This is a genomic window from Vibrio sp. M60_M70 (assembly GCF_037162085.1).
In the GTDB taxonomy this organism is placed as follows: domain Bacteria; phylum Pseudomonadota; class Gammaproteobacteria; order Enterobacterales; family Vibrionaceae; genus Vibrio; species Vibrio diabolicus.
This window is the reverse complement of record NZ_JARLUL010000001.1, coordinates 635,524-662,224: the sequence shown is the minus strand read 5'-3', so window position 1 is coordinate 662,224 and position 26,701 is coordinate 635,524. Positions and strand designations below refer to the sequence as shown.

The 26,701-nt window shown below is 45.7% G+C and carries 15 protein-coding genes, 4 tRNA genes, 3 rRNA genes, 3 pseudogenes and 1 other annotated feature; of the genes and pseudogenes, 9 read left to right on the top strand and 16 right to left on the bottom strand.

Annotated features, from left to right (window positions below):
- Nucleotides 1-28 precede the first annotated feature (28 nt).
- Together ppk1 and ppx are read left to right on the top strand one after the other, a co-directional pair.
- Nucleotides 29-2,119 carry a polyphosphate kinase 1 gene (gene ppk1 / locus P4S59_RS03125; protein WP_337167966.1) on the top strand — a complete coding sequence of 697 codons (2,091 nt, stop codon included), beginning with the start codon at nucleotides 29-31 and terminating at the stop codon, nucleotides 2,117-2,119.
- Complete coding sequence (gene ppx, locus P4S59_RS03120) at nucleotides 2,103-3,608, top strand: exopolyphosphatase (RefSeq protein WP_047010200.1); 1,506 nt, start codon at nucleotides 2,103-2,105, stop codon at nucleotides 3,606-3,608. The genes ppk1 and ppx overlap by 17 nt, the downstream gene beginning before the upstream one ends.
- Nucleotides 3,609-3,642: 34 nt before the next feature.
- On the opposite strand, the gene P4S59_RS03115 is transcribed toward ppx, so the two are convergent.
- From P4S59_RS03115 to phoB, 3 genes and pseudogenes are all read right to left on the bottom strand, one after another.
- Nucleotides 3,643-4,602: a PstS family phosphate ABC transporter substrate-binding protein gene (locus P4S59_RS03115; RefSeq protein WP_226421992.1), complete on the bottom strand. Its 960-nt coding sequence runs from the start codon at nucleotides 4,600-4,602 to the stop codon at nucleotides 3,643-3,645.
- A pseudogene (gene phoR, locus P4S59_RS03110) lies at nucleotides 4,602-5,898 on the bottom strand (phosphate regulon sensor histidine kinase PhoR). Before phoR ends, P4S59_RS03115 begins: the two are co-directional and overlap by 1 nt.
- Nucleotides 5,899-5,938: 40 nt before the next feature.
- A complete protein-coding gene (gene phoB / locus P4S59_RS03105) occupies nucleotides 5,939-6,628 on the bottom strand; it encodes a phosphate regulon transcriptional regulator PhoB (protein ID WP_005381752.1) in 690 nt (229 codons plus the stop codon).
- 224 nt (nucleotides 6,629-6,852) lie between these two features.
- Here phoB and rdgC point away from each other — a divergent pair, with 224 nt between their 5' ends.
- The 3 genes from rdgC (at nucleotide 6,853) to P4S59_RS03090 (ending at nucleotide 9,590) form a co-directional block, all read left to right on the top strand.
- A complete protein-coding gene (gene rdgC / locus P4S59_RS03100; RefSeq protein ID WP_005391604.1) occupies nucleotides 6,853-7,767 on the top strand; it encodes a recombination-associated protein RdgC in 915 nt (304 codons plus the stop codon).
- A 165-nt stretch (nucleotides 7,768-7,932) separates the two neighbouring features.
- A complete protein-coding gene (gene trhP, locus P4S59_RS03095) occupies nucleotides 7,933-9,333 on the top strand; it encodes a prephenate-dependent tRNA uridine(34) hydroxylase TrhP (protein ID WP_006741904.1) in 1,401 nt (466 codons plus the stop codon).
- 2 nt (nucleotides 9,334-9,335) lie between these two features.
- Nucleotides 9,336-9,590 carry a YfhL family 4Fe-4S dicluster ferredoxin gene (locus P4S59_RS03090; protein ID WP_065646335.1) on the top strand — a complete coding sequence of 85 codons (255 nt, stop codon included), beginning with the start codon at nucleotides 9,336-9,338 and terminating at the stop codon, nucleotides 9,588-9,590.
- 42 nt (nucleotides 9,591-9,632) lie between these two features.
- On the opposite strand, the gene P4S59_RS03085 is transcribed toward P4S59_RS03090, so the two are convergent.
- The 13 genes and pseudogenes from P4S59_RS03085 to rluD all read right to left on the bottom strand — a co-directional run bounded on the left by P4S59_RS03085 (nucleotide 9,633) and on the right by rluD (nucleotide 22,132).
- Nucleotides 9,633-9,941 (bottom strand): hypothetical protein, encoded by a 309-nt coding sequence (locus tag P4S59_RS03085; protein WP_005391608.1) that lies wholly within the window; start codon nucleotides 9,939-9,941, stop codon nucleotides 9,633-9,635.
- A gap of 322 nt (nucleotides 9,942-10,263) precedes the next feature.
- A pseudogene (gene mepA / locus P4S59_RS03080) lies at nucleotides 10,264-11,099 on the bottom strand (penicillin-insensitive murein endopeptidase).
- Nucleotides 11,100-11,111: 12 nt separating this feature from the next.
- Complete coding sequence (locus tag P4S59_RS03075; protein WP_005391613.1) at nucleotides 11,112-11,444, bottom strand: DUF1904 domain-containing protein; 333 nt, start codon at nucleotides 11,442-11,444, stop codon at nucleotides 11,112-11,114.
- A 345-nt stretch (nucleotides 11,445-11,789) separates the two neighbouring features.
- Nucleotides 11,790-11,866 (bottom strand) — tRNA-Trp (locus P4S59_RS03070).
- Between the two features lie 35 nt (nucleotides 11,867-11,901).
- Nucleotides 11,902-11,978: transfer RNA gene (locus P4S59_RS03065), tRNA-Asp, on the bottom strand.
- Between the two features lie 46 nt (nucleotides 11,979-12,024).
- Nucleotides 12,025-12,141, bottom strand: a 5S ribosomal RNA gene (gene rrf / locus P4S59_RS03060).
- Between the two features lie 93 nt (nucleotides 12,142-12,234).
- Nucleotides 12,235-15,123: ribosomal RNA gene (locus P4S59_RS03055) — 23S ribosomal RNA — on the bottom strand.
- 267 nt (nucleotides 15,124-15,390) lie between these two features.
- Nucleotides 15,391-15,466, bottom strand: a tRNA-Glu gene (locus tag P4S59_RS03050).
- 11 nt (nucleotides 15,467-15,477) lie between these two features.
- Nucleotides 15,478-15,553 (bottom strand) — tRNA-Ala (locus P4S59_RS03045).
- Nucleotides 15,554-15,648: 95 nt separating this feature from the next.
- Nucleotides 15,649-17,200, bottom strand: a 16S ribosomal RNA gene (locus P4S59_RS03040).
- Together the 16S, 23S and 5S rRNA genes with 4 tRNA genes alongside form the textbook arrangement of a ribosomal RNA operon.
- A 506-nt stretch (nucleotides 17,201-17,706) precedes the next feature.
- Complete coding sequence (gene clpB / locus P4S59_RS03035; RefSeq protein ID WP_005397478.1) at nucleotides 17,707-20,280, bottom strand: ATP-dependent chaperone ClpB; 2,574 nt, start codon at nucleotides 20,278-20,280, stop codon at nucleotides 17,707-17,709.
- A gap of 144 nt (nucleotides 20,281-20,424) precedes the next feature.
- Nucleotides 20,425-21,153 carry a peptidoglycan editing factor PgeF gene (gene pgeF / locus P4S59_RS03030; RefSeq protein ID WP_006743119.1) on the bottom strand — a complete coding sequence of 243 codons (729 nt, stop codon included), beginning with the start codon at nucleotides 21,151-21,153 and terminating at the stop codon, nucleotides 20,425-20,427.
- Nucleotide 21,154: 1 nt separating this feature from the next.
- The gene (rluD, locus tag P4S59_RS03025) at nucleotides 21,155-22,132 is read right to left on the bottom strand and encodes a 23S rRNA pseudouridine(1911/1915/1917) synthase RluD (protein ID WP_005385913.1); all 978 of its coding nucleotides are present in this window, start codon (nucleotides 22,130-22,132) and stop codon (nucleotides 21,155-21,157) included.
- A 136-nt stretch (nucleotides 22,133-22,268) separates the two neighbouring features.
- Between rluD and P4S59_RS03020 the strand changes: the two are divergent.
- The 4 genes and pseudogenes from P4S59_RS03020 to pheA all read left to right on the top strand — a co-directional run bounded on the left by P4S59_RS03020 (nucleotide 22,269) and on the right by pheA (nucleotide 26,697).
- Nucleotides 22,269-22,998: pseudogene (locus tag P4S59_RS03020) on the top strand (outer membrane protein assembly factor BamD).
- Between the two features lie 171 nt (nucleotides 22,999-23,169).
- Complete coding sequence (locus P4S59_RS03015; protein WP_443089042.1) at nucleotides 23,170-24,624, top strand: transglycosylase SLT domain-containing protein; 1,455 nt, start codon at nucleotides 23,170-23,172, stop codon at nucleotides 24,622-24,624.
- A gap of 325 nt (nucleotides 24,625-24,949) precedes the next feature.
- Nucleotides 24,950-25,276 (top strand): ribosome hibernation-promoting factor, HPF/YfiA family, encoded by a 327-nt coding sequence (gene hpf / locus P4S59_RS03010; protein WP_005397484.1) that lies wholly within the window; start codon nucleotides 24,950-24,952, stop codon nucleotides 25,274-25,276.
- 108 nt (nucleotides 25,277-25,384) lie between these two features.
- Nucleotides 25,385-25,506: a sequence feature (Phe leader region), on the top strand.
- A 12-nt stretch (nucleotides 25,507-25,518) separates the two neighbouring features.
- Nucleotides 25,519-26,697 (top strand): prephenate dehydratase, encoded by a 1,179-nt coding sequence (pheA, locus tag P4S59_RS03005; protein WP_005397485.1) that lies wholly within the window; start codon nucleotides 25,519-25,521, stop codon nucleotides 26,695-26,697.
- Nucleotides 26,698-26,701 lie beyond the last annotated feature (4 nt).

Below are 26,701 nucleotides of genomic sequence, written 5' to 3'. Positions count from 1 at the left end.
ATTACTTCAATTTTGGCTAGGTAAGGTTATGAGCGCAGAAAAACTATATATAGAAAAAGAACTGAGTTGGTTGTCTTTCAACGAACGAGTATTACAAGAAGCTGCCGATAAAACCGTCCCTTTGATCGAACGTATTCGCTTTCTTGGGATCTTTTCCAACAATTTAGATGAATTTTACAAAGTACGCTTTGCGGACGTGAAGCGCAGAATCCTAATCAGCCAAGAGCGTGGTGGCAGCGATAGCCCTAAACGACTGTTAACCAAAATGCAGTCGAAAGCACTCAAGCTTAACGAACAATTTGATGAGCTTTACAGCGAATTGATTCGAGAAATGGCGCGACGTCGCATTTTCTTGGTCAACGAACAACAACTGGATGAATCGCAACAAAAGTGGATCGCGAAATACTTCCGTAGAGAGGTCATGCCGCATATCACTCCTCTGCTAATGAAAGACGAGATCGATGTTCTGCAATTTCTCAAAGACGAGTACGCTTACATCGCCGTAGAGCTACGTAAAGAAGAACATTACCAATACGCTCTGATCGAAATTCCGACCGATCACCTTCCCCGCTTTGTGATGGTACCAGAACAGAAAGGAAAGCGTCGAAAAACCATCATCTTACTTGATAATATTATCCGCCACTGTTTGGATGAGCTGTTCAAAGGCTTTTTTGATTATGATGAGCTTAGCGGCTATGCGATGAAAATGACGCGCGACGCCGAATACGATTTACGCAACGAAATCGAATACAGCTTGCTCGAACAAATGTCGGAAGGTGTCAATCAGCGACTGACAGCAAAGCCCGTTCGCTTCGTCTACGAACGTGATATGCCGCCTCAAATGTTAGAGTTTCTTTGTAACAAGCTCAATATCTCTAATTACGATAACCTTATCCCCGGCGGCCGCTATCACAATTTTAAAGACTTCATTGCGTTTCCAAATGTTGGGCGAGAGTACCTTGAAAATAAACCGCTTCCGCCAATGAAGTGCGCCGATTTCGAAGGTTACGCTAACAGCTTTGATGCGATTAAAGCGAAAGATATTCTACTCTATTACCCCTACCACACTTTTGACCACATTAGTGAGTTGGTACGCCAAGCCTCCTTCGATCCGAAAGTACTTAGTATCAAGATTAACATTTACCGTGTCGCGAAAGATTCTCGCTTGATGAACTCGTTAATTGATGCCGTGCACAACGGCAAAAACGTCACCGTGGTCGTCGAGCTGCGGGCTCGCTTTGATGAAGAAGCCAATATCGAATGGTCAAAAGTGTTGACCGAAGCTGGTGTGCACGTCATCTTCGGAGCGCCTGGCCTTAAGATTCACTCAAAGCTACTGATGATCAGTCGCCGTGAAGGTGAAGAAATTATTCGCTACGCGCACATCGGCACAGGCAACTTCCATGAGAAGACGGCACGAATTTATACCGACCTCTCTCTCCTTACCGCAGATCAAGAAATCACTAACGAAGTTCGTAATGTCTTCGGTTATATTGAGAATCCATACCGCCCAGTGAAGTTCAACCACCTCATGGTATCTCCACGTAATTCTCGTACCCAAATCTACCGCCTGATCGATAATGAAATTGCGAATGCCAAGCTAGGAAAGAAAGCCGCCCTTACGATCAAGGTCAATAACCTAGTCGATAAAGGCATCGTCAATAAGCTATATGGAGCAAGTACGGCGGGAGTGAAGATAAATATGATCATTCGCGGCATGTGCTCCTTAGTACCAGGCATTGAGGGAATCAGCGACAACATTCGGATCATCAGTATTGTTGACCGCTTTTTGGAACACCCACGCGTGGTGATTACCCATAACGATGGCGATCCGCAAGTCTATATCTCCTCTGCTGACTGGATGACAAGAAATATCGATCACCGCATTGAGGTGGCGGCGCCAGTCCGTGATCCACGTTTGAAACAGAGAATTATTGATATAACGAATATCCATTTTACCGATACAGTAAAGGCTCGTTTTATAGATAAGGAAATGAGTAACGCTTACGTACCACGAGGTAATCGCAAAAAAGTTCGTTCTCAAATCGCTATCTATGACTATCTTAAAAATATAGAAAAGCAAACTAGAAAACAAAATTCAGATGCCTCAAATACTTGAACAAGATACTCGCTACATTGCCGCGATAGACCTCGGCTCAAACAGTTTCCACATGGTGGTGGCCAAGGTTGTAGGCAGTGACTTACAACTGGTTAGCCGTCATAAACAGCGTGTTCGCTTAGCATCAGGACTCGACAGTGAATTGAACTTAAGTCATTCCGCGATGGAACGTGCGTTAGAGTGCTTAGCCATGTTCGCTGAGAGACTGCAAGGGCTTGATGAGTCGAATGTGCGTATCGCCGCGACACACACACTAAGACGCGCTAAAAATGCTCATCTATTCATTGAGCGTGCGAAAGAAGTGATGCCCTTCCCAATAGAAATCATCCCAGGGGAAGAAGAAGCCCGCTTGATTTACTTAGGTGTCGCTCACACTCAAGTAGAGTCAAACTCCAAGTTGGTCGTTGATATTGGCGGCGGCAGTACCGAAATGATCATTGGACAAGAGTTTGAGCCTGAGCTTCTCAACAGTAAACAGATGGGATGCGTCAGCTTTACAGAGCAATATTTTAAAAACGGCAAACTGTCTGGGAAAAACTTTAATAAAGCGATGTTAGCCGCCGAGCAAAAACTCGAGTCCATCGCTTCAGCATACCGTAAAAAAGGCTGGGATATCGCTCTCGGCTCATCAGGAACCATCAAAGCGATTCAAGAAGTGCTAGTAGGATTAGGTTTTGAAGATGGCCTGATCACCGCGAAGAGACTGGACACGCTTATTGAAACTCTGTGTAATTTTGATTCAATTGAAGAGATTGAACTGACAGGTTTAACAGAAGAACGTAAGCCCGTATTCGCGGCAGGCGTGGCGATTTTGTCCGCAATTTTCAAAGCGCTTCGCATTGAGCAGATGTTTTTCTCCGATGGTGCTCTGCGCGAAGGTCTGTTGTACGAAATGGAAGAGCGTTTTGCGCGCTCCGATATACGTATGCGCACAACAGAAAATTTAGCCAACAAACACCGGGTTGACTTAGAACATGCTGCTCGTGTTAAAGGCCATGCACGTGAGATGTTATGTCAGGTGCGCTCTGAACTAGGCATTAAGAAAAAGAGTGAGTTATTTGACTTACTAGAATGGGCAGCATTGCTTCATGAAGTCGGATTAAGTATCAACTTACGTAGCTTCCATCGCCACTCTTTCTATATTCTGTTGCATTCCACTCTACAAGGCTTCAACCGTGAACAGCAATTAGTGCTCGCAACATTAGCCCGCTTCCAACGCAAAGCACTTAAACTGCAAGAACTGCCAGATTTCAACCTCTACAAACAAAGTGACGTGATAAGCCTCATCAAAATATTACGACTTTCTATCGTATTAAATGGACAGCGTAACGAAGATCCATTGCCTGACATCACTTTATCCATCAAAAATGATGAATGGATTCTTACGTGCACAGATAAAGCATGGCTAGAAAACAACAAATTGCTTCATGCTGATTTGCAGGAAGAACAAGAACGTTGGGACAGCGCGAAGTGGACACTCACTTTCTGATCTCGTGCTGTTCATACCTAAACAAAAAGTCGGCTTACAGGCCGACTTTTTTTAACTCTTCTTCTGCAAAGTCTGCTGTAATGGGCACATAACCATCTTTCTCAACCAACGCTTGCCCCTGAGCGGAGAAAATAAAGCGAATAAACTCGGCTTCAATTGGTGTTAATGGGTAATCCGGGTGCTTATTCACGTAAACATATAAGTAACGTGATAGTGGGTACTTACCACTAACAATATGTTCTCGCGTTGGCGTCACGTAGTCATTTCCTATTTTTGCCACCGGAACTAAGCGCACGCCTGCTACTCGATAGCCGACACCGGAATAACCAATTCCACTGATGGTTGACGCTACAGCTTGCACAACTGACGCGGAGCCTGGCTGCTCGTTAACTCGGGTTTTAAAGTCGCCGCCACATAAGGCATTGCTTTTGAAGTAACCATAAGTTCCAGAAACGGAGTTACGACCAAACAACTGTACGTTGCGCTTTGCCCACTGTGATTCAAGACCGAGTTGCTGCCAGTTCGTGATAAATTGACTTTCACCACAGCGTAGCGTGGCAGAAAACAAAGCATCTAACTGACTAAAGTTAAGCCCTTGAATTGGATTGTCTTGATGAACAAAAATACCTATTGCATCGATCGCAACTCTAAGTGCCGTTGGCTTGTAACCATGTTCACGTTCAAACGCTTCAACCTCTCTTAAACGCATAGGACGGCTCATGGGACCAAACTGAGCTGTTTGTTCGGTCAATGCTGGGGGAGCAGTGGAAGAGCCAGACGCTTGGACTTGCGCATTAATATTCGGGTAAATGGATTTAAACTCTTCAACCCAAAGTGTCGTCATGCCCGCAAGCGTATCGGAGCCGACAGAGAGCAAATTCCCGACAATCCCAGTCGTTTTATGATAATTCGGCAATGGTTTATCTTGAGCGACAGCCATACCGGAACAAGCAAGAGCCAGTAGACTGAACACTTTTGCGACTCTTAATGCCATTATTTCACCACCAAACGTTCAGGCAATACAAAAGAAAACTTACTGCCCACGCCCACTTCACTGTGAATTTCCAAATGAGAATCATGGTGGCTCAGCGCATGTTTCACAATAGCCAACCCTAACCCACTCCCTCCGGTATCGCGTGATCTTGCTTTATCGACGCGATAAAAACGCTCAGTAAGTCGATGGAGGTGCTGAGGCTCTATACCATCACCACTATCCTCCACCTCTAAGCATGCGCCTTGAGATGTCTGGAACCAACGAACATTAATGTTCGCGCCAGGCGGTGTGTATTTGACAGCATTATAAACGAGGTTAGAGATAGCACTACGTAACTGGTCATCATCGCCCAGTACGCGTAGGCTAGCATCAACATCAAATTTCAATTTATGCTGGTTGTCCCCGCTAAGGCTGACCGCCTCTTTTTCTAGTACTTCTAGCATCGCAGGTACATTCACGACATCTTCAAGCTCATGCATAGGTGCCGCTTCAATTTTAGATAGCGTCAGTAGTTGGTTCACCAAACTGTTCATGCGGTTGAGCTGCTCCGTCATAACACCATGCGCTTTGCTCCACATTGGGCCCACAACCATGTCAGGATCTTCTGTCATCTCCAAATAACCTTGCAGCACCGTCATTGGTGTACGAAGTTCATGAGAAACGTTAGCAAAGAAGTTGCGGCGCATTCCCTCAAGTTGTTTTAACTGGCTAACATCACGCACCACCATCAAATGTTCACCTTCGGTATACGGTACGATACGTAGTTCTAGCATGCGTTCGACATTGAGTGGTGAACGCATTTCCAATGGCTCTGAGAAGTCTTTCTTGTTGAGGTACTTGATAAAGTCAGGCGTACGAATGAGGTTGGAGATAGGTTGACCAGAGTCTTCCGGCCAATGGAAACCCAATAAGTGTTGAGCCAGTTTGTTACACCAAACGATATTGCCTTCAGCACGGAACACCACGACGGCATCGGGTAAAGATTCCGCACCATTTCTGAATCGGCGAATGAGATTAGTAAGCTCTTTGCGTTTACGGCGTTGGCGCTGCTGTAAGCGATACAAGCCATTGAACAAAGATTCCCAGTTACCGCTACCAGACGGTGGCGTAAGGCGCTTTTCATCCCATAACCAAGAAGATAAACGTACTTGGTTATGCAAATGCCACACAAGCTGCAATGCCGTAGCTGCCAAAAGCAACCACGGCATATAACCGAATATCCAACCTACTATCACCCATGGGGTGTAAAAAAGCCAGCTCCCAGGCCAGCTTTTTCCACGTTAATCTTTCAACCACTCATAACTCCAGAAATGGTACCGATAAGCTGCGTGTTAATTTATGCCTTTGTCGAGAAGCGGTATCCAGCACCACGAACAGTTTGGATCAGCTTATCATGACCTGCGGCTTCCAATGCTTTACGCAGGCGGCGAATATGAACATCGACCGTACGATCTTCAACATACACGTTAGTACCCCAAACATTGTTTAATAGCTGCTCACGGCTGTACACACGCTCTTGATGCGTCATGAAAAAATGCAGCATTTTAAACTCTGTTGGGCCCATATCTAATGGTGCATCATTAGCCGTGACACGGTGTGATACAGGATCAAGCTTCAATCCCTGCACATCAATTACGTCTTCCAGTGCGGTCGGGGTTACGCGACGAATCACCGCTTTTAAGCGGGCAACCAACTCTTTAGGAGAGAATGGCTTAGTAATGTAGTCATCCGCACCGACTTCTAAACCGCGCACTTTATCTTCTTCTTCACCACGAGCGGTAAGCATCACAACTGGAATGTTGCGCGTTAATTCCTCTCGCTTCATATGCTTGATGAAGTTAATGCCGCTGCCGCCTGGTAACATCCAATCCAGTAAAACTAAATCAGGGAAGGGTTCAGCCAGTTTGGTTACTGCAGTATCGTAATCTTCCGCTTCTACCGCTTGGTAACCTTTCTGCTCAAGTACGAAGCACAGCATTTCGCGAATAGGAGCTTCGTCTTCAACAACCAGAATCCTTCTAGACATAATTGAGTAACCTTATGTTCGTTGAGCTAATGAATTTAAGAGACAAAGCGCCCCTCTATGCATAAGCATTATCACTACCAATTATGACACTTTTGTGACCTTTGAAAACAAATTTTCATATAACTTTCTTTTGAGGTTCATTCGGATATTTTTCATTTCTATTAAGACATCAGCACAAAAATTCCCTATGATTAGTCCCTTGTCATCAAGCCTAGAGAAGATTTATGTGGTTTAAAAACTGTCTGGTATACCGCGTTAACCGCGAGGTTACTTTCAACGCCGAACAACTAGAAACTCAACTGTCTGAATTCCGATTCACCCCATGTGGCAGTCAAGATAAACAGAAATTTGGCTGGGTCAGTGCAATGGGTAGACATGGCGACATGATGACTCACGTGTCAGAAAACCGCATTCTGATTTGCGCCAAGAAAGAAGAGAAAATGCTACCTGCCTCAGTGATCAAAGAGTCATTGAATGCAAAAGTAGAAGCAATGGAAGCGCAAGAAGGTCGTCCTCTGAAGAAGAAAGAGAAAGACAACCTGAAAGATGACATCGTAATGGATTTACTGCCTCGCGCATTTAGCCGCAGCAGCCACACTCACGTGCTCATCATGCCAAAAGAAGGGTTCATCCTTGTTGACGCAAGCAGCTACAAAAAAGCGGAAGACGTATTAGCACTACTTCGTAAAACCATGGGTAGTTTACCTGTTGTTCCTGCCATTCCAGAAGTAGCGATTGAAACAACGCTAACCGAGTGGGTGAAAACGGGTGACACACCTCAAGGTATCACCATGATGGACGAAGCTGAGCTAAAATCCGTGCTTGAAGAAGGTGGCGTGATTCGTTGTAAGAAGCAAGAGCTGACCACAGATGAAATCCGCAACCACATCGCAGCAGATAAAGTCGTAACGAAGCTTGCACTTAATTGGCAAGATCGTATTGAATTCATCATGACAGAAGATGCGGGTATTAAGCGTCTAAAATTCTCTGATGAATTGAAAGATCAAAATGACGATATTCCACGTGAAGATCAAGCAGCTCGATTTGATGCAGACTTCTCTCTGATGTGTGGGGAGTTCAGTGCTTTCCTACCCAACCTATACGATGCGCTAGGCGGCTTACCAAATCCCAACGCTTAATGTTGTATAAAGGTTAACCATAACGCCCTCACTTTTTTTGAGGGCGTTTTTCTATCTGAAGCACAATTATCCTAGTCACAGTTCACATTTTGACGTAAAATTTGCGCCCCATTTCCATTAGGTGGAATTGGCCTGACTTGTGATCAGATAAAAGAGAATTGAGCAATGACAACTGAGAAAGCATTCGTACCTGAGCTACTGTCTCCTGCGGGAAGCCTGAAAAACATGCGTTACGCATTCGCCTACGGCGCAGATGCAGTTTACGCTGGCCAACCTCGCTACAGCCTCCGCGTACGTAACAATGAGTTTAACCACGAAAACCTAAAAATCGGTATCGATGAAGCGCATGCTCTAGGCAAAAAGCTTTATGTGGTATGTAACATTCAACCACACAACTCGAAGCTAAAAACCTTCATCCGTGATCTTAAACCAATCGTAGAAATGGGTCCTGACGCATTGATCATGTCAGATCCAGGCCTAATCATGATGGTTCGTGAAGCTTTCCCAGAAATGCCAATTCACCTTTCTGTACAAGCAAACGCTGTAAACTGGGCGACTGTTAAGTTCTGGGCAGCGAATGGCGTGGAGCGAGTGATCGTTTCTCGCGAACTATCTTTAGAAGAAATCGAAGAAATTCGTGAGCATTGTCCTGAAACTGAACTTGAAGTATTCGTTCACGGTGCATTATGCATGGCTTATTCTGGTCGTTGCCTACTTTCTGGTTACATCAACAAACGTGATCCTAACCAAGGCACTTGCACTAACGCGTGCCGTTGGGAATACAAAGTAGAAGAAGGCAAAGAAAACGACGCTGGTGATATTGTAGAGAAATTTGACCCATCTGAAGCACAGCCTGTCGAAGTACAAGACGAACGCCCTGAAACCACAATTGGTCGTGGTAAACCAACGGATGAAGTCGTTCTACTTTCTGAAGCGCACCGTCCAGAAGAAAAAATGGCAGCGTACGAAGATGAACATGGTACTTACATCATGAACTCTAAAGACCTACGTGCGGTACAGCATGTTGAGCGCTTAACTAAGATGGGTGTGCACTCGCTGAAAATCGAAGGTCGTACTAAATCATTCTATTACTGTGCTCGTACTGCACAGGTTTACCGCAAAGCAATTGATGACGCTGTAGCAGGCCGACCATTTGATGAAAGCCTAATGGGTACACTAGAGAGCCTAGCTCACCGTGGCTATACCGAAGGCTTCCTACGTCGTCATACTCACGACACCTACCAAAATTACGATTACGGCTACTCAGTCTCTGATGCTCAACAGTTTGTCGGTGAGTTCACTGGTAAACGTCGTGGTGATATGGCTGAAGTAGAAGTGAAAAACAAATTCCTTGTCGGTGATAGTCTTGAGCTAATGACGCCAAAAGGTAATGTTGTTTTCACGCTAGAAGCGATGGAAAACCGTAAGTCAGAGTCTATTGAGGATGCCAAAGGGAATGGTCACTTCGTCTTCATTCCAGTACCAGCAGATCTAGATTTAGAATACGGTCTATTGATGCGTAACTTAAACTCAGGGCAGGACACCCGTAACCCGACTGGTAAGTAATCATGGCCTTGCTCATTACTGATAAATGCATCAACTGCGACATGTGCGATCCCGAATGCCCCAATGGGGCAATCAGCATGGGAGAAAGCATTTTCGAGATTGACCCAGCTCTATGTACAGAGTGTAAGGGACATTACGAAAAGCCGACCTGTCAGTCAGTGTGTCCGATTACAAAATGCATCATCACAGACCCGGAGCATATAGAAACAGAAGAGCAGTTACTGGAGAAGTTCGTGATTATTCAAGGGTTGGCATAAGAACAAGTAGGTTCAACTTTGGAGACAAAGTTGAACCTTTTTTTAACCCGACTTTTCAATAGGATAGATATTACAAAACAACTCTTTTTCAAAATGAGACTCTAACCTATCTCGCCAATTTTCTGCTTGGGAAACCGGCACAAGATAAAAGTTTTCTCGGCTCGTATCCGTAACGAAAGCCATTCCATATTGCATCAGCTCGTAATGCACATCATTAACAAATCCGGGATCAAGACGCTGACGTCCTGTCAGGTGGTTTACATCAACCCGAGTCAATAAGACCCCTTTCGTTTCACTGCTAAATCTGTGTCTTAACCACTCTGCAAATTCTTTTGCACAAATCATAGTCATGGTTTTATCCTTGATTTACTCTTCTAGCAGGAGAAGTATCCATTCCTGCATCACACACTTGTCTGCCTTGTTATTGCTTCGCTAGCCAACTGACAGACATATTGCTAAGAAACCAAAGTATCGTGACGAAAGATCTTTCTAAACAGAGAAGTTACGACTTATCTATACTACAACTCTTTGTTTAATTTAGATTTCTATATTATGTCACCAAAACTAATTAGGTTAGTTTTTGTATTGGTATTATTCACTGTAGACAAAAGTATGATGTTTCTCCAGTTTCATAAAAGAGATACGTAAGGGAATATAAACCTGTAGAGTCACTCTAGTTAGTAGAGATAAGTGATTGGCATTGCGGTGGAATCGCTTTTTTCGCTTGGGCTTAGTAATAACTTTCGCAGACGGAGGCTTATCGATAGGCTTAACTTTCGGTCCCCAACTAGCAAGCTCTACCCCGCAACCATCACCAGCGGGAGGCAGAACTTGTTCAACACAATAGCCACTCGACTCAGGACAAGATAACCTGACGTGGAAGTGGTAATGATGCCCCCACCAAGGGCGAACTTTACGTAACCAAGAACGTTCTTTGCCTTCTTCTTGCGAGCAAAGCTGCTCCTTAATGACAGGATGTACAAAAATTCGTGCAACATCCTCACTCTGTGCAGCATATCGAATCAGCCTAAAGTGCCTATCTTCCCAGCGATGGTTAAGTATGGAATAGCCTTTTAAGTCCACCACACTCATTGGCTTAGGGAGTTGTAATTCGTTATAAGAAAGCGGTTGGTCAGCGAGTCTTAACCAGATATCAATATCTAACCCAGTTTGGTGACTAGAATGGCCAGAAGAAAACCTTCCTCCTCGTGGTAAAGACAGATCACCTATAAGCAGCGTTGTGTTGAGATTTTGATGAGCTTGAAGCGCTAGGTTTTCAATAAATTCTATCGTTTTAGGGTGCCCATAGTAGCGTTTCGTTTTACTACGTAAAACTTGATAACCAACGCCATCAAGAGGCAAAGGTAATGCGCCATCCAAACAACCGTTGGCATAACTACCAATAGAGGAAGAAGAGTTTAGGGTAGGGTTAGCAACAGACTCCCAAGGAGTAGAGTATACAGAAGCTGAGAAACATAAACCCAAAGATACAATGAAACTCAGCTTCATAGCTTTTAGCCTTTAGTAGTGTTCGCCATTATCGTAATAAGCTTTAGGGGATAAAGCTGAAAAGATAACTGCAACATCAATATCCGCACCAGCAATACCACGAACTTGCTGTGTAATAAGCTTAGCAACTTTATCTTGTACTTCCTGACCACGGTCAAACCAAAGCACTTCGACAAAAGGATATGCAGCACTCACCTCGCCCTCATTGAAAAACGTAGTGTAGATGTACTCAAAAGTAAAATCCTCACGCGGACAGTCCATCAGAGGCTGAAGTTCATCCGTCAGAGGCTTTGATAGTGCCTGAACAGCTTGCGGCTCTACAGCACGGAATCGAAAATGTGGCATAAACTTACTTCCTAATTATTAGCATTAACTCATGATAATAACAGGAACCAAGTCAGTAATCATCCAAGCCAATGTAACCACTAACCTTTTCTATACACGTCATATAGATCAAGTAGTAAATCAACTAGCTCACTAACGAAGAATAATGGGAGTATGAATAGAGGTAAGAAGGGGTAAAACGATACACCGAAGCTTAGTGACGCAATCTATTGCAAGGAAAAATAGAATGGCTTAAGTCACCGATGTAATATGTTCTTAAGATCAATGTGTATCAGATATCGACAACTATTCGAACTATTCGTTAGAAACGAAAAAGGCTCTGACCTAAGTCAGAGCCTTGATATATGGCAGGGGTGGAGAGATTCGAACTCCCAACACGCGGATTTGGAATCCGCTGCTCTGCCAATTGGAGCTACACCCCTGCAGTTCGTGTTTAATGAGACGACTCTCAAATAAGTGGCGGAGTGGACGGGACTCGAACCCGCGACCCCCGGCGTGACAGGCCGGTATTCTAACCAACTGAACTACCACTCCGCAGTGGTATCACTCGCTTGTAATCAGTAAGTGTCCAAAATTTAAAGCCTGGCGATGTCCTACTCTCACATGGGGAAGCCCCACACTACCATCGGCGCTATTTCGTTTCACTTCTGAGTTCGGCATGGAAGTCAGGTGGGTCCAAAACGCTATGGTCGCCAAGCAAATTCTTTAATTCGGAAAGCTGTTTCTTAATTCTCGTTCTTACACATTCAATGTTCTTTCATTGAGTCCATCAAAACCCCTTGGGTGTTGTATGGTTAAGCCTCACGGGCAATTAGTACAGGTTAGCTCAACGCCTCACAACGCTTACACACCCTGCCTATCAACGTCGTAGTCTACGACAACCCTTTAGGATACTTAAAGTATCAGGGAGAACTCATCTCAAGGCTCGCTTCCCGCTTAGATGCTTTCAGCGGTTATCGATCCCGAACTTAGCTACCGGGCAATGCGTCTGGCGACACAACCCGAACACCAGAGGTTCGTCCACTCCGGTCCTCTCGTACTAGGAGCAGCCCCTTTCAATTCTCCAACGCCCACGGCAGATAGGGACCGAACTGTCTCACGACGTTCTAAACCCAGCTCGCGTACCACTTTAAATGGCGAACAGCCATACCCTTGGGACCGACTTCAGCCCCAGGATGTGATGAGCCGACATCGAGGTGCCAAACACCGCCGTCGATATGAACTCTTGGGCGGTATCAGCCTGTTATCCCCGGAGTACCTTTTATCCGTTGAGCGATGGCCCTTCCATTCAGAACCACCGGATCACTATGACCTGCTTTCGCACCTGCTCGAATTGTCATTCTCGCAGTCAAGCGGGCTTATGCCATTGCACTAACCTCACGATGTCCAACCGTGATTAGCCCACCTTCGTGCTCCTCCGTTACGCTTTGGGAGGAGACCGCCCCAGTCAAACTACCCACCAGGCACTGTCCGCAACCCCGATAAGGGGTCGACGTTAGAACATCAACACTACAAGGGTGGTATTTCAAGGACGGCTCCACGCAATCTAGCGACTGCGCTTCAAAGCCTCCCACCTATCCTACACATGTAGGGTCAATGTTCAGTGCCAAGCTGTAGTAAAGGTTCACGGGGTCTTTCCGTCTAGCCGCGGGTACACTGCATCTTCACAGCGATTTCAATTTCACTGAGTCTCGGGTGGAGACAGCGTGGCCATCATTACGCCATTCGTGCAGGTCGGAACTTACCCGACAAGGAATTTCGCTACCTTAGGACCGTTATAGTTACGGCCGCCGTTTACCGGGGCTTCGATCAAGAGCTTCGACCGAAGTCTAACCCCATCAATTAACCTTCCGGCACCGGGCAGGCGTCACACCGTATACGTCATCTTACGATTTTGCACAGTGCTGTGTTTTTAATAAACAGTTGCAGCCACCTGGTATCTGCGACTCTCAATAGCTCCATCCGCGAGGGACTTCACCGTCGAGAGCGTACCTTCTCCCGAAGTTACGGTACCATTTTGCCTAGTTCCTTCACCCGAGTTCTCTCAAGCGCCTTGGTATTCTCTACCCGACCACCTGTGTCGGTTTGGGGTACGATTCCTTACAATCTGAAGCTTAGAGGCTTTTCCTGGAAGCATGGCATCAATGACTTCACATCCGTAGATGCTCGACGTCGTGTCTCAGCCTTAAAGAGAGCCGGATTTACCTAACTCTCAAGCCTACGCACTTGAACCTGGACAACCGTCGCCAGGCCCACCTAGCCTTCTCCGTCCCCCCATCGCAATTGTAAGAAGTACGGGAATATTAACCCGTTTCCCATCGACTACGCCTTTCGGCCTCGCCTTAGGGGTCGACTTACCCTGCCCCGATTAACGTTGGACAGGAACCCTTGGTCTTCCGGCGAGGAGGTTTTTCACCCCCTTTATCGTTACTCATGTCAGCATTCGCACTTCTGATACGTCCAGCATGCGTTACCACACACCTTCAACCGCTTACAGAACGCTCCCCTACCCAATACTCAAAGAGTATTGCCGCAGCTTCGGTTTACTACTTAGCCCCGTTACATCTTCCGCGCAGGCCGACTCGACCAGTGAGCTATTACGCTTTCTTTAAATGATGGCTGCTTCTAAGCCAACATCCTGGCTGTCTGAGCCTTCCCACATCGTTTCCCACTTAGTAGTAATTTGGGACCTTAGCTGGCGGTCTGGGTTGTTTCCCTCTCCACGACGGACGTTAGCACCCGCCGTGTGTCTCCCGGATAGTACTTACTGGTATTCGGAGTTTGCAAAGGGTTGGTAAGTCGGGATGACCCCCTAGCCTTAACAGTGCTCTACCCCCAGTAGTATTCGTCCGAGGCGCTACCTAAATAGCTTTCGGGGAGAACCAGCTATCTCCAGGTTTGATTGGCCTTTCACCCCTAGCCACAAGTCATCCGCTAATTTTTCAACATTAGTCGGTTCGGTCCTCCAGTTGATGTTACTCAACCTTCAACCTGCCCATGGCTAGATCACCTGGTTTCGGGTCTATATCCAGAGACTGAACGCCCAGTTAAGACTCGGTTTCCCTACGGCTCCCCTAGATGGTTAACCTTGCCACTGAATATAAGTCGCTGACCCATTATACAAAAGGTACGCAGTCACAGGACAAGCCTGCTCCTACTGCTTGTACGTACACGGTTTCAGGTTCTATTTCACTCCCCTCACAGGGGTTCTTTTCGCCTTTCCCTCACGGTACTGGTTCACTATCGGTCAGTCAGTAGTATTTAGCCTTGGAGGATGGTCCCCCCATATTCAGACAGGATATCACGTGTCCCGCCCTACTCGATTTCACTGAATATGCGTCGTCAGTTACGGGGCTATCACCCTGTATCGCCAAGCTTTCCAGCTTGTTCACCTAACGCCTATAAAGCTTAAGGGCTAGTCCAATTTCGCTCGCCGCTACTTTCGGAATCTCGGTTGATTTCTTTTCCTCGGGGTACTTAGATGTTTCAGTTCCCCCGGTTCGCCTCGTTATGCTATGTATTCACATAACGATACTTACTTATGTAAGTGGGTTTCCCCATTCGGAAATCCCAGACTCAAATGGTTTTTACTACCTAATCTGGGCTTATCGCAAGTTAATACGTCCTTCATCGCCTCTGACTGCCAAGGCATCCACCGTGTACGCTTAGTCACTTAACCATACAACCCGAAGGAGTTTCGAATTGATGTTAAACAACCAAAGTTGTCTCTCATTATTTGAATGAGCGAGAGACATATCGATTTTGCCGGACTCAAATTCCAAGAACACTTGAATGTGTTTTTAGTTGTATTCAAATACATGAATACTTTGAGAACTTTACAAACAACAATAAATTGTTGTTTTGTCAGCTTTCCAAATTGTTAAAGAGCTAATCACTTCAAAGAAGTAACCATTTTTAAGAACACTTAATTAAATGCGCTTAAAGATGGTATCCCGTAGGGGAGTCGAACCCCTGTTACCGCCGTGAAAGGGCGGTGTCCTAGGCCTCTAGACGAACGGGACACAGAAGTATGTGGTGGAGCTAATCGGGATCGAACCGATGACCTCTTCGCTGCCAGCGAAGCGCTCTCCCAGCTGAGCTATAGCCCCACATAAATTGCTTCAGCATTTTATGCAGAACCAATTTTGCTCTGAAATCTAAACCATATCAATCTGTGTGAACACTCATCGCAATAATCATCGTATAAGGAGGTGATCCAGCGCCAGGTTCCCCTAGCGCTACCTTGTTACGACTTCACCCCAGTCATGAACCACAAAGTGGTAAGCGTCCCCCCGAAGGTTAAACTACCTACTTCTTTTGCAGCCCACTCCCATGGTGTGACGGGCGGTGTGTACAAGGCCCGGGAACGTATTCACCGTGGCATTCTGATCCACGATTACTAGCGATTCCGACTTCATGGAGTCGAGTTGCAGACTCCAATCCGGACTACGACGCACTTTTTGGGATTCGCTCACTCTCGCAAGTTGGCTGCCCTCTGTATGCGCCATTGTAGCACGTGTGTAGCCCTACTCGTAAGGGCCATGATGACTTGACGTCGTCCCCACCTTCCTCCGGTTTATCACCGGCAGTCTCCCTGGAGTTCCCGACATTACTCGCTGGCAAACAAGGATAAGGGTTGCGCTCGTTGCGGGACTTAACCCAACATTTCACAACACGAGCTGACGACAGCCATGCAGCACCTGTCTCAGAGTTCCCGAAGGCACCAATCCATCTCTGGAAAGTTCTCTGGATGTCAAGAGTAGGTAAGGTTCTTCGCGTTGCATCGAATTAAACCACATGCTCCACCGCTTGTGCGGGCCCCCGTCAATTCATTTGAGTTTTAATCTTGCGACCGTACTCCCCAGGCGGTCTACTTAACGCGTTAGCTCCGAAAGCCACGGCTCAAGGCCACAACCTCCAAGTAGACATCGTTTACGGCGTGGACTACCAGGGTATCTAATCCTGTTTGCTCCCCACGCTTTCGCATCTGAGTGTCAGTATCTGTCCAGGGGGCCGCCTTCGCCACCGGTATTCCTTCAGATCTCTACGCATTTCACCGCTACACCTGAAATTCTACCCCCTCTACAGTACTCTAGTCTGCCAGTTTCAAATGCTATTCCGAGGTTGAGCCCCGGGCTTTCACATCTGACTTAACAAACCACCTGCATGCGCTTTACGCCCAGTAATTCCGATTAACGCTCGCACCCTCCGTATTACCGCGGCTGCTGGCACGGAGTTAGCCGGTGCTTCTTCTGTCGCTAACGTCAAACAACGCCGCTATTAACGACGCCGCCTTCCTCACGACTGAAAGTACTTTACAACCCGAAGGCCTTCTTCATACACGCGGCATGGCTGCATCAGGCTTGCGCCCATTGTGCAATATTCCCCACTGCTGCCTCCCGTAGGAGTCTGGACCGTGTCTCAGTTCCAGTGTGGCTGATCATCCTCTCAGACCAGCTAGGGATCGTCGCCTTGGTGAGCCCTTACCTCACCAACTAGCTAATCCCACCTAGGCATATCCTGACGCGAGAGGCCCGAAGGTCCCCCTCTTTGGCCCGTAGGCATCATGCGGTATTAGCCATCGTTTCCAATGGTTATCCCCCACATCAGGGCAATTTCCTAGGCATTACTCACCCGTCCGCCGCTCGACGCCGTTATCGTTCCCCGAAGGTTCAGATAACTCGTTTCCGCTCGACTTGCATGTGTTAGGCCTGCCGCCAGCGTTCAATCTGAGCCATGATCAAACTCTTCAATTTAAGATTTTGTTCGGCTCAATGAATACTGAACATTACATAAAGTAATGTTTGAATTGACTGTGCTGAATCCGAAGATTCAATGGTCACTTCGTTTCATTGAAACCTAATTTGAAGCCGAAGCTTCTAATTGGATTATCATCAACGAGTGCCCACACAGATTGATAGGTCTATATTTTTAAAGAGCACACTTTGAACTTCTCTTCAAAGTGGACGGCCATTTTAGCTAGATAACTTATCGTGTCAAACACTTTTTTAAGTTATTTATCTGCGAGTTAATTCTTAACTCACTGACCTTGTTGTCTAGGCATCGCTTAACTTGCTTTCCCTTGACAACGGAGGCGCATTATAGGGCGTTCATTAAGGAACACAAGTGCATTTTTAAAAAAACTCACCTTTTTAGTTCATTCGTATAGAAAACAGGCAAAAGGTTCTAAAACATTATAGAAAAGGGGCCAAATGGCCCCTTGAATGTGATTTTTATCTCATTTCTTATTGTATCTATGCAATTACTGATGGGCACGAATTTGGTCATTAGTAACGATTAGCTGCACTTTCTTGTCTGGAACAATTTCACCAGAAAGAATCGATTTGGCTAATGGGTTCTCGACATTCTGTTGAATTGCGCGTTTTAAAGGACGCGCACCATATACAGGGTCGAAACCAACTTGAGCGATCAAATCGAGTGCTTTGTCAGAAACCTCTAGTTGATATCCTTTTTCTTCTAGTCGTTTCGCCAAACGTTCTAATTGAATAGAAGCGATGGACTTGATGTGTTCTTGACCAAGTGGATGGAACACCACTATTTCGTCAACACGGTTCAAGAACTCAGGACGGAAGTGTTTGCTAACCACATCCATTACTTCACTCTTGATACCTTGATAATCTAATGTTGCGAAATTCTCTTGGATACGAGATGAACCCAAGTTCGATGTCATGATCACAACCGTATTACGGAAGTCAACAGTACGACCTTGACCATCCGTTAAACGCCCGTCATCGAGAACTTGCAGCAGAATGTTAAATACATCCGGATGCGCTTTCTCTACTTCATCTAACAAAATTACCGAATACGGCTTGCGACGAACCGCTTCCGTTAAGTAACCCCCCTCTTCATATCCGACATAGCCTGGAGGCGCACCCACCAATCTTGCCACTGAGTGTTTCTCCATGAACTCAGACATGTCGATACGGACCATCGCATCTTCGCTGTCGAACATAAAGCTCGCAAGTGTCTTACAAAGCTCTGTTTTACCTACACCTGTTGGACCTAAGAATAAGAAGGAGCCAATTGGTCGGTTTGGATCAGAAAGCCCAGCTCGACTACGACGAATGGCATTCGATACAACAGAGACCGCTTCGCTTTGCCCTACCACACGATTATGCAGTACGTCTTCCATACGAAGTAGTTTCTCTTTTTCCGCTTCTAGCATCTTGGATACTGGGATGCCAGTTTGCTTAGAAAGTACTTCTGCAATCTCGTTGTCGGTTACTTTATTACGCAATAGTGTCATTTCCTGCATTTCCGCTTGGGTTGCAAGATCTAACTGCTTCTCAAGTTCAGGAATACGACCATATTGAAGTTCCGACATGCGGTTTAGATCACCAGCTCGGCGAGCAAACTCCATATCCATACGAGCTTGTTCAAGCTCAGACTTAATATGTTGAGTGCCAGAAAGTGCGGCTTTTTCTGTATTCCAAACCTCTTCTAGTTCAGCGTACTCACGTTCTTTTTCATTGAGTTCTTCATTAAGCGCTTTCAAACGCTTTTCACTCGCTTCGTCGTGCTCGTTACTAAGCGCCTGTTGCTCAATCTTAAGTTGGATGATTTTACGTTCAAGCTTATCTAATGACTCTGGCTTAGAGTCAATTTGTAAACGAATGCTTGAAGCCGCTTCGTCGATTAAGTCGATCGCTTTATCTGGCAGTTGACGGTCAGAAACATAACGATGTGACAAACTCGCCGCTGCAACAATCGCTGGGTCAGTAATTTCAACGTGATGATGAAGCTCATACCGCTCCTTCAAGCCACGTAAAATCGCCACTGTATCCTCAACGGTCGGCTCATCCACCAGCACTTTTTGGAAACGACGTTCTAACGCCGCATCTTTTTCGATGTACTGACGATATTCATCCAGTGTTGTTGCGCCAACACAGTGCAGTTCACCACGGGCTAATGCAGGTTTGAGCATGTTCCCCGCATCCATTGAACCTTCACCTTTACCCGCACCAACCATAGTATGGAGCTCGTCGATAAATAGAATGACATTACCTTCTTCTTTAGCGAGTTCATTCAATACCGACTTCAAGCGCTCTTCAAATTCACCACGGTACTTAGCACCAGCAACCAGTGCGCCCATATCTAATGACAGCACGCGGCGACCACGTAAACCTTCTGGCACTTCATTGTTGACAATGCGCTGAGCTAAGCCTTCAACAATTGCGGTCTTACCTACGCCAGGTTCACCGATGATCACAGGGTTGTTTTTAGTACGGCGCTGCAATACTTGGATGGTACGGCGAATTTCATCATCACGGCCGATAACCGGATCCAGTTTGCCCTGTTCTGCTCGCTCGGTCAGGTCAATGGTGAACTTTTCCAATGCTTGGCGAAGCTCTTCTGCATTCGGATCATTAACCTTTTGACCACCTCTGATCTTTTCGATTGCTTGGCTAACTTTTTGCTCTGTTAAACCGATCTCTTTGAGTAATTGCCCCAATGGTCCGCGATCTTCTAAAGCAGCAAGCAGGAAGATTTCAGACGAGATATAGGAGTCTTGACGCTTTTGCGCCACTTTGTCACACAGGTTAAACAACGTGCCCATCGAACTAGAGAGCTGTACATCTCCACCGATGCCACTGACTTTTGGTAATCGATCTAGCATTTCACTCAATTTAGAGCGTAAATGCGTTACGTCCACATCCAGCATAGTAAGCAATGGACGAATTGGACTGCCATTTTGGTCAAGCAAAGCCACCATTAGGTGAACTGGCTCGATATATTGATGATCGCGCCCTAACGCTAGTGATTGAGCATCAGAGATAGCGATTTGAAACTTACTTGTGAATCGATCAAGACGCATATCTACCTTCCTAACCTCAACTAAAGGAAATTCTTTTGACAGTTAGAAAGATGGATACTCAGAGGAGGAATTTCAAGGGAGTGAATGAATAAAGATAGCTTTGCAAAAATAGCACTATGCATCTTGGCACTTTAGTGCTTATAACTAATCTTCAATCCAAATAAAGGTGGCTTGCCGACCAGTTTTACCATCACGGCGATACGAATAAAAAGAGGCTTTATCTTGGTAAGTACAAAGTCCAGAGTCAAACACTTGTGTCACTCCAGCTCGATTTAGACGTTGCGTTGCCAGCACCGACATGTCAGCAAACCATTTGCCGTCGATATCGCGTGGAGTGAATGCTTGATGCGCCTGTGAGTCAAAATCAACAAAAGCTTGCAGAACATCTTCACCCACTTCAAAGGCTTGAGGGCCAATGGCAGGGCCAAGCCACGCTATCACTTCACCTGAAAATAACGCTAATGCATTTTCGACAATACCATTTGCTAAGCCGCGCCAACCTGCATGAACGGCGGCTACCTGAGTGCCTTGTGTATTCGTCAATAATACAGGTAGACAATCGGCGGTCATCGCTGAACAAACAACATGGCTTGAAGAAGTAAATACACCGTCCGCATCAAGCACTTGTGTTGTTGGTTCATTTGCTTGAGCCACAACAGTCGAATGTGTTTGGTTTAACCAGATTGGCGCATTGGGCATGTTCGCCTGCTGCGCCAACCAAGCTCGGTTCTTCTCTACTAAAGACAAATCATCCCCAACGTGAGTACCTAAATTTAGCCCTTGATAAGGGCCTGTCGAAAAACCGCCTATACGTGTTGAGGCAAAAGCTTTGACATTTTTAGGCGCACGCCAATTCGGAATGATTGTCTTCATCTTAGAACTCTTCCGGTAAACCGTGCTCTTCCGTATCTTGACGAAGCGCTTCAGTCATCGCCACCATGTCATCAGGCACAGGGGCATGGAACTCAAGTACTTCTCCCGTAATTGGATGTTCAAAGCGTAGCATTACGGCGTGCAATGCTTGGCGGTCAAAGCCACGGATCATTGCCGTTAGCTCTTCAGAAGCACCTGTCGGGATGCGAGCACGTCCACCATATGCAATATCACCGAGCAGCGGATGCTGGAGGTAAGACATGTGCACACGGATCTGGTGCGTACGACCCGTTTCAAGACGCAGACGGATACGTGTGTGTTCGCGGAAACGTTCAGCGACACGGTAGTGCGTTACCGCTGGTTTACCCATTGGTGCTACCGCCATAAGCGTGCGCTTGGTAGAATGACGACCAATAGGTTGGTCCACTTTACCGCCCGCTGTCATACGACCAATAGCGATCGCTTCGTACTCTCGAGTAATATTACGTTTTTGCAGTGCGCGAACCAGACGAGTTTGTGCAGGAACGGTTTTCGCCACCACCATCAGACCCGTTGTGTCTTTATCCAGACGGTGCACAATACCTGCACGAGGTACTTCTGCGATATCAGGGTAATGATGCAACAACGCATTAAGTACCGTACCATCTGGCGTACCGGCACCTGGGTGAACCACAAAGTCACGAGGCTTATTGATAACGATAATATCGTCATCTTCAAAAACGATATCTAACGGAATATCTTGCGCTTCCCAGCGTTCTTCATCTTCTAACTCGGCTTGCAATGTAATTTCCTCGCCACCCATTACTTTGGTGCGAGGTTTGGTGACAACTTCACCATTAACTTGAACTTTCCCATCAAGCAGCCACTCTTTCAGGCGCGAGCGAGAGAAGTCCGCGAATAATTCGGCGATAGCTTGGTCTAAACGTTGACCTAACTGGCTATCTTTTACGGTATTTGTTAATACAATCTGCTGAGCCATATCGAACTTTTTTAAAAACTGTGAGACTAATGCTCACGACTGTGAAAAAATAGACTATTACGTCATTGTATCTGTTACTGGAAAGAAAGTAACGGCAGCTTAAGAAATATTTAGATTCAAGGAACAGACTCCTGATATGAAACGTCAGACTTTAACAGGCCTTTTAGCGGTATCCCTTCTGTTTGGATGTGCAAGCAAAAGAAGAAATCGTTCCTGATGTGCCGCCTTCGGAACTGTATGCAGACGCACAGATTTCTCTTCAAAGTGGTAATTGGCTTTCTGCAATTGAGAAACTGGAAGCATTAGACTCACGTTACCCATTCGGTGCCTACTCAGAACAGGTGCAGCTTGACCTAATCTATGCGTACTACAAAAACGACGACCTTGCTTTGGGCTTGGCAACCATTTCTCGCTTTATGCGTTTAAACCCAACCCATGAAAAAATGGACTGGGTACTGTACATGCGCGGTCTAAGCCATATGGCGCAAGATCGTAACTTTATGCATGATCTGTTCAGCGTAGATCGAAGCGATCGCGATCCTGAGCCAGTAAAAAAAGCGTTTGATGACTTCAAAAAACTGCTCCAACGCTACCCGAACAGTCCATACGCAGAAGATTCACAAAAACGCATGGTTGCGCTAAAAAACCGCCTAGCGAACTATGACTTAGCGACGGCTGACTTCTACCTCCGCCGTGAAGCCTGGGTAGCTGCAATTAATCGCAGTCAAGAGCTACAAAAAGCATTCCCAGACACAGAAGCGGCACGTAAGTCACTGACTATCCAGCTAGAGGCCTACAAGCAACTCGGTTTGGAAGACGCCGTAGCAAGAACTGAAAAGCTTATCGAGCTCAACCCTGTGAAGTAACTGAGCCGCTTCAAACTAAACCGCCACCGTTTTTACCGTGGCGGTTTTTTATTACCCGCAATAGCGTACTCTGCCCTTGCTTGATGATCTACGGGGCTCTACATATGCTTAAAGTTCCCCTCCCCTTTATAAAAGGATGTGAACGTGACGATACCTAAGCTATGCGCAGTTATGCTGCTCTTATTGTCTGCTTCCGTTTGCGCACTGCAAATATCACCACTCAAGCAACCTCCTTACACTGGGGATCTCGATGTTATTAAAGAGAAGAATGTTTTACGTGTCCTCGTTTCTGCTGATCTAGGCTTCTATTACATTGAAGGCGGTACACCAAAAGGAATAGGTGCAGAACTCCTGGCGCATTTCGAAAAAGACCTTCGTAAGCTCAAACCGAAACTTAACGTACAAATTATTCCTCTAGCCCGTGACCAACTTCTGCCAGCCTTAGAAAATGGCTCCGGTGATCTAGTCGTAGCCAATCTGACCATTACCAACACACGTAAACAGAAAGTCGATTTTAGTTCACCCATTCTTACTGGTATTGACGAGTGGATAGTCACGAACAAAAGCACACCAGCCATGACTAACATTGAGCAACTGAGCGGCAAAGAGGTTTGGGTACGTGCCAGTTCTAGCTACTTTGAGAGTATTCAAGCACTAAATAAGAAGCTAAATAAAAAAGGCTTGCCACCCGTTGTCGTACATTTTATTGAAGAAACACTGCAAGACTACGAACTGGTTGGGATGCTCAATAACGGCTACGTCAAAGCCATTGTTCTCGATAGTCATAAAGCCAAACTTTGGCTGAAAGTGATGGATGATATTCGAGCTCACCCAGAAATCCCTATTCGTGAAAATGGTAAAATCGCTTGGGCAATGCGGGAAAACAGCCCAAGTTTGAAAGCCGTCGTGAACAAGTTTATTCAGAAATCTCGTTCTGGGACACTGCTCGGTAACGTCATTTACGGAAAATACATCGATAACACAGGTTGGCTAAACAAAGCCCTTAACCCCAACAAAATTGCTCAACTAGAAAAGCTTGCTACGTTGTTTTCACACTATGGTGAGAAGTACGATATCGACTATCTACTGATCGCAGCCGTCGCTTATAAAGAGTCCGGCTTTAATAACGACCTCGTTGGAAGTCGAGGTGCAGTCGGCATAATGCAAGTTCTACCCAGCACGGCTCGAGACCCTAATATCAATATCAAAAACGTTCGGCAGCTAGAAAACAATATTCATGCTGGCGTGAAGTATTTAGCATTTTTGCGTAAGCAGTACTTCAGTGATCCTGCTATTACGGCGGAAAATAAACTCTACTTTACCTTAGCGGCTTACAATGCTGGCCCCGGGAATGTAGAACGAATTCGTAAACGTGCAGCCCAGCAAGGCTACGATCCTAATGTTTGGTTCAATAACGTGGAAGTCGTTATGCGGAAAAGTTTAAGCTCAACGGTTGGGTACGTTACCAGCATTAATCGCTATTACGTTATATACAAACAGCTAGAAAGTTTGGACCAGGTCAAAAGTCTAGAGCGGGTATCACTGGCTCCAAAGGATCCCGTCTTCATGATACCGCTACGAAAAGTCAGTCAAACGCCAGACACAAAAAAGCCGCTTGTACAATAAGCGGCTTTGTAAATAAATTCGTCTGAGAGACTCAGTGATTGTCATCACACTTTACGTATAGTTAAATTTTAACCACCTCTAATATTAGGCCGCAAAACTTCCCTAAAAACGAAGACGTTTTCAGCTGAGTACTCTATCCAATCTACGGATTTACTAACCAATAACAAGCAATTTCACGATAAATCTCAGCAGATCTTGAGTGAGATCACATTCATTTTTCATCATAAAAAACCCGAACAAAATAATGATCTGAGTCACATTTTTTTATACTTAAAGCGGTAATCTGAACTCAACCCATGAGGGATGCAACAGAGGAAAAACACTTATGACAATGAATATCACTGGCAAAAACATCGAAATCACCTCTGCAATCCGAGCTCATATTGAGAGCAAATTTAAAAAACTGGAGAAATGGCAAGTAGACCTAATTGGTTGCCAAGCAACTTTCAGTGAGGAACCAAACAAACAGAAGAAATTCGAAGCGGTTATTAAAGTTCCTAAAGGCCAGCTCATTGCCTCAGCAACTCACGAAGATCTTTACGCAGCTATCAACGAAGTGGAGCAAAAACTAGAACGACAATTGAACAAGCTGACCCACAAACCTGAAGCTCGACGTGCAAATAAGCCTGAGCTAGTGGAAGAAGAAGAGTAAACTGACCAGATTGAGGAAATAGCGCCGAAAGGCGCTATTTTTTTGCTTGACGCTCCCCGCCTGCTTGCTTATTGTGTTTAAACACTCACAAATTAAGCACTATTTATGCATTCAACAAACCTGTTTCTTTTTGACTTCTTTTTCCTCCCATAGTCGGAGGGGCGAACTCGTTTGTGAAAGAAAAGTCAAAAACAAACAGAAAGCCTCCCAAATCGGGAGGCTTTTTTATAAGGAAAGAATTGATGACAGACCAACCTATTTCCCTCGAAGAAATTCGTTTGCGCTTGAATGAGTTGGATGATCAACTCCTCAGCTTATTGTCTGAGCGCCGTAAACTCAGCATTGAAGTAGCCAAAAGCAAAGTACAAACCTCAAAACCCGTTCGTGATGCCGTTCGAGAACAACAACTATTAGTTAAGCTGATTTCTAATGGCCGAGATAAATACGAACTCGACGCGCAGTACATCACTAAACTTTTCCATACCATCATTGAAGACTCTGTGCTTCTTCAGCAAAGTTACCTGCAAAACCTCGTTAACCCGCAACAAAGTCGTAAGCCACTTGCTCGCGTCGCTTTCTTAGGAGCCAAAGGCTCTTACTCGCACTTGGCAAGCCGCGAATACTTCAGCCGTAAAAATACAGAACTTATCGAGCTCAACTGCGAACACTTCAAAGAAGTGACTCAAACAGTAGAATCGGGCCATGCTGATTATGGTGTTCTGCCTATCGAAAACACCAGTTCAGGCTCTATTAATGAAGTGTATGACCTACTACAACACACGACGCTGTACATCGTTGGAGAGCTAACTCAACCAATCGAGCACTGCTTGGTTGCGAAAAAAGACATTCGTCTGGAAAACATTAAAACGCTGTATTCACATCCTCAGCCACACCAACAGTGCAGTGAGTTTTTAAGCCGTATGAAAGGTGTAAAACTGGAGTCTTGCGCCAGCACGGCAGATGCAATGCAAAAAGTCCAAGAGATGGATCGTGATGATGTTGCTGCAATTGGTAATGCATCAAGCGGTAAGCTATACGGCTTGCAAGCAATTCAAGGCAACATCGCAAACCAAACTGAGAACCATACTCGTTTTATCGTGGTTGCTCGCAAACCAGTTGAGGTTTCAACTCAGATTCCAGCAAAAACCACCTTGATTATGTCGACCTCCCAAGAGGCTGGCTCATTGGTTGAAACACTATTAGTGCTGCAACGTTACGGCATCAATATGACCAAGCTAGAATCACGTCCAATTATGGGGAACCCATGGGAAGAAATGTTCTACGTAGACTTGGAATCCCATCTTGCTTCGACAGAAATGCAACAGGCACTAGAAGAGCTAACAAAAATAACTAAACACTTGAAAGTATTAGGCTGTTACCCTAGTGAGAACGTAAAGCCTACCCAAGTAAAATTGAGTTAATAGA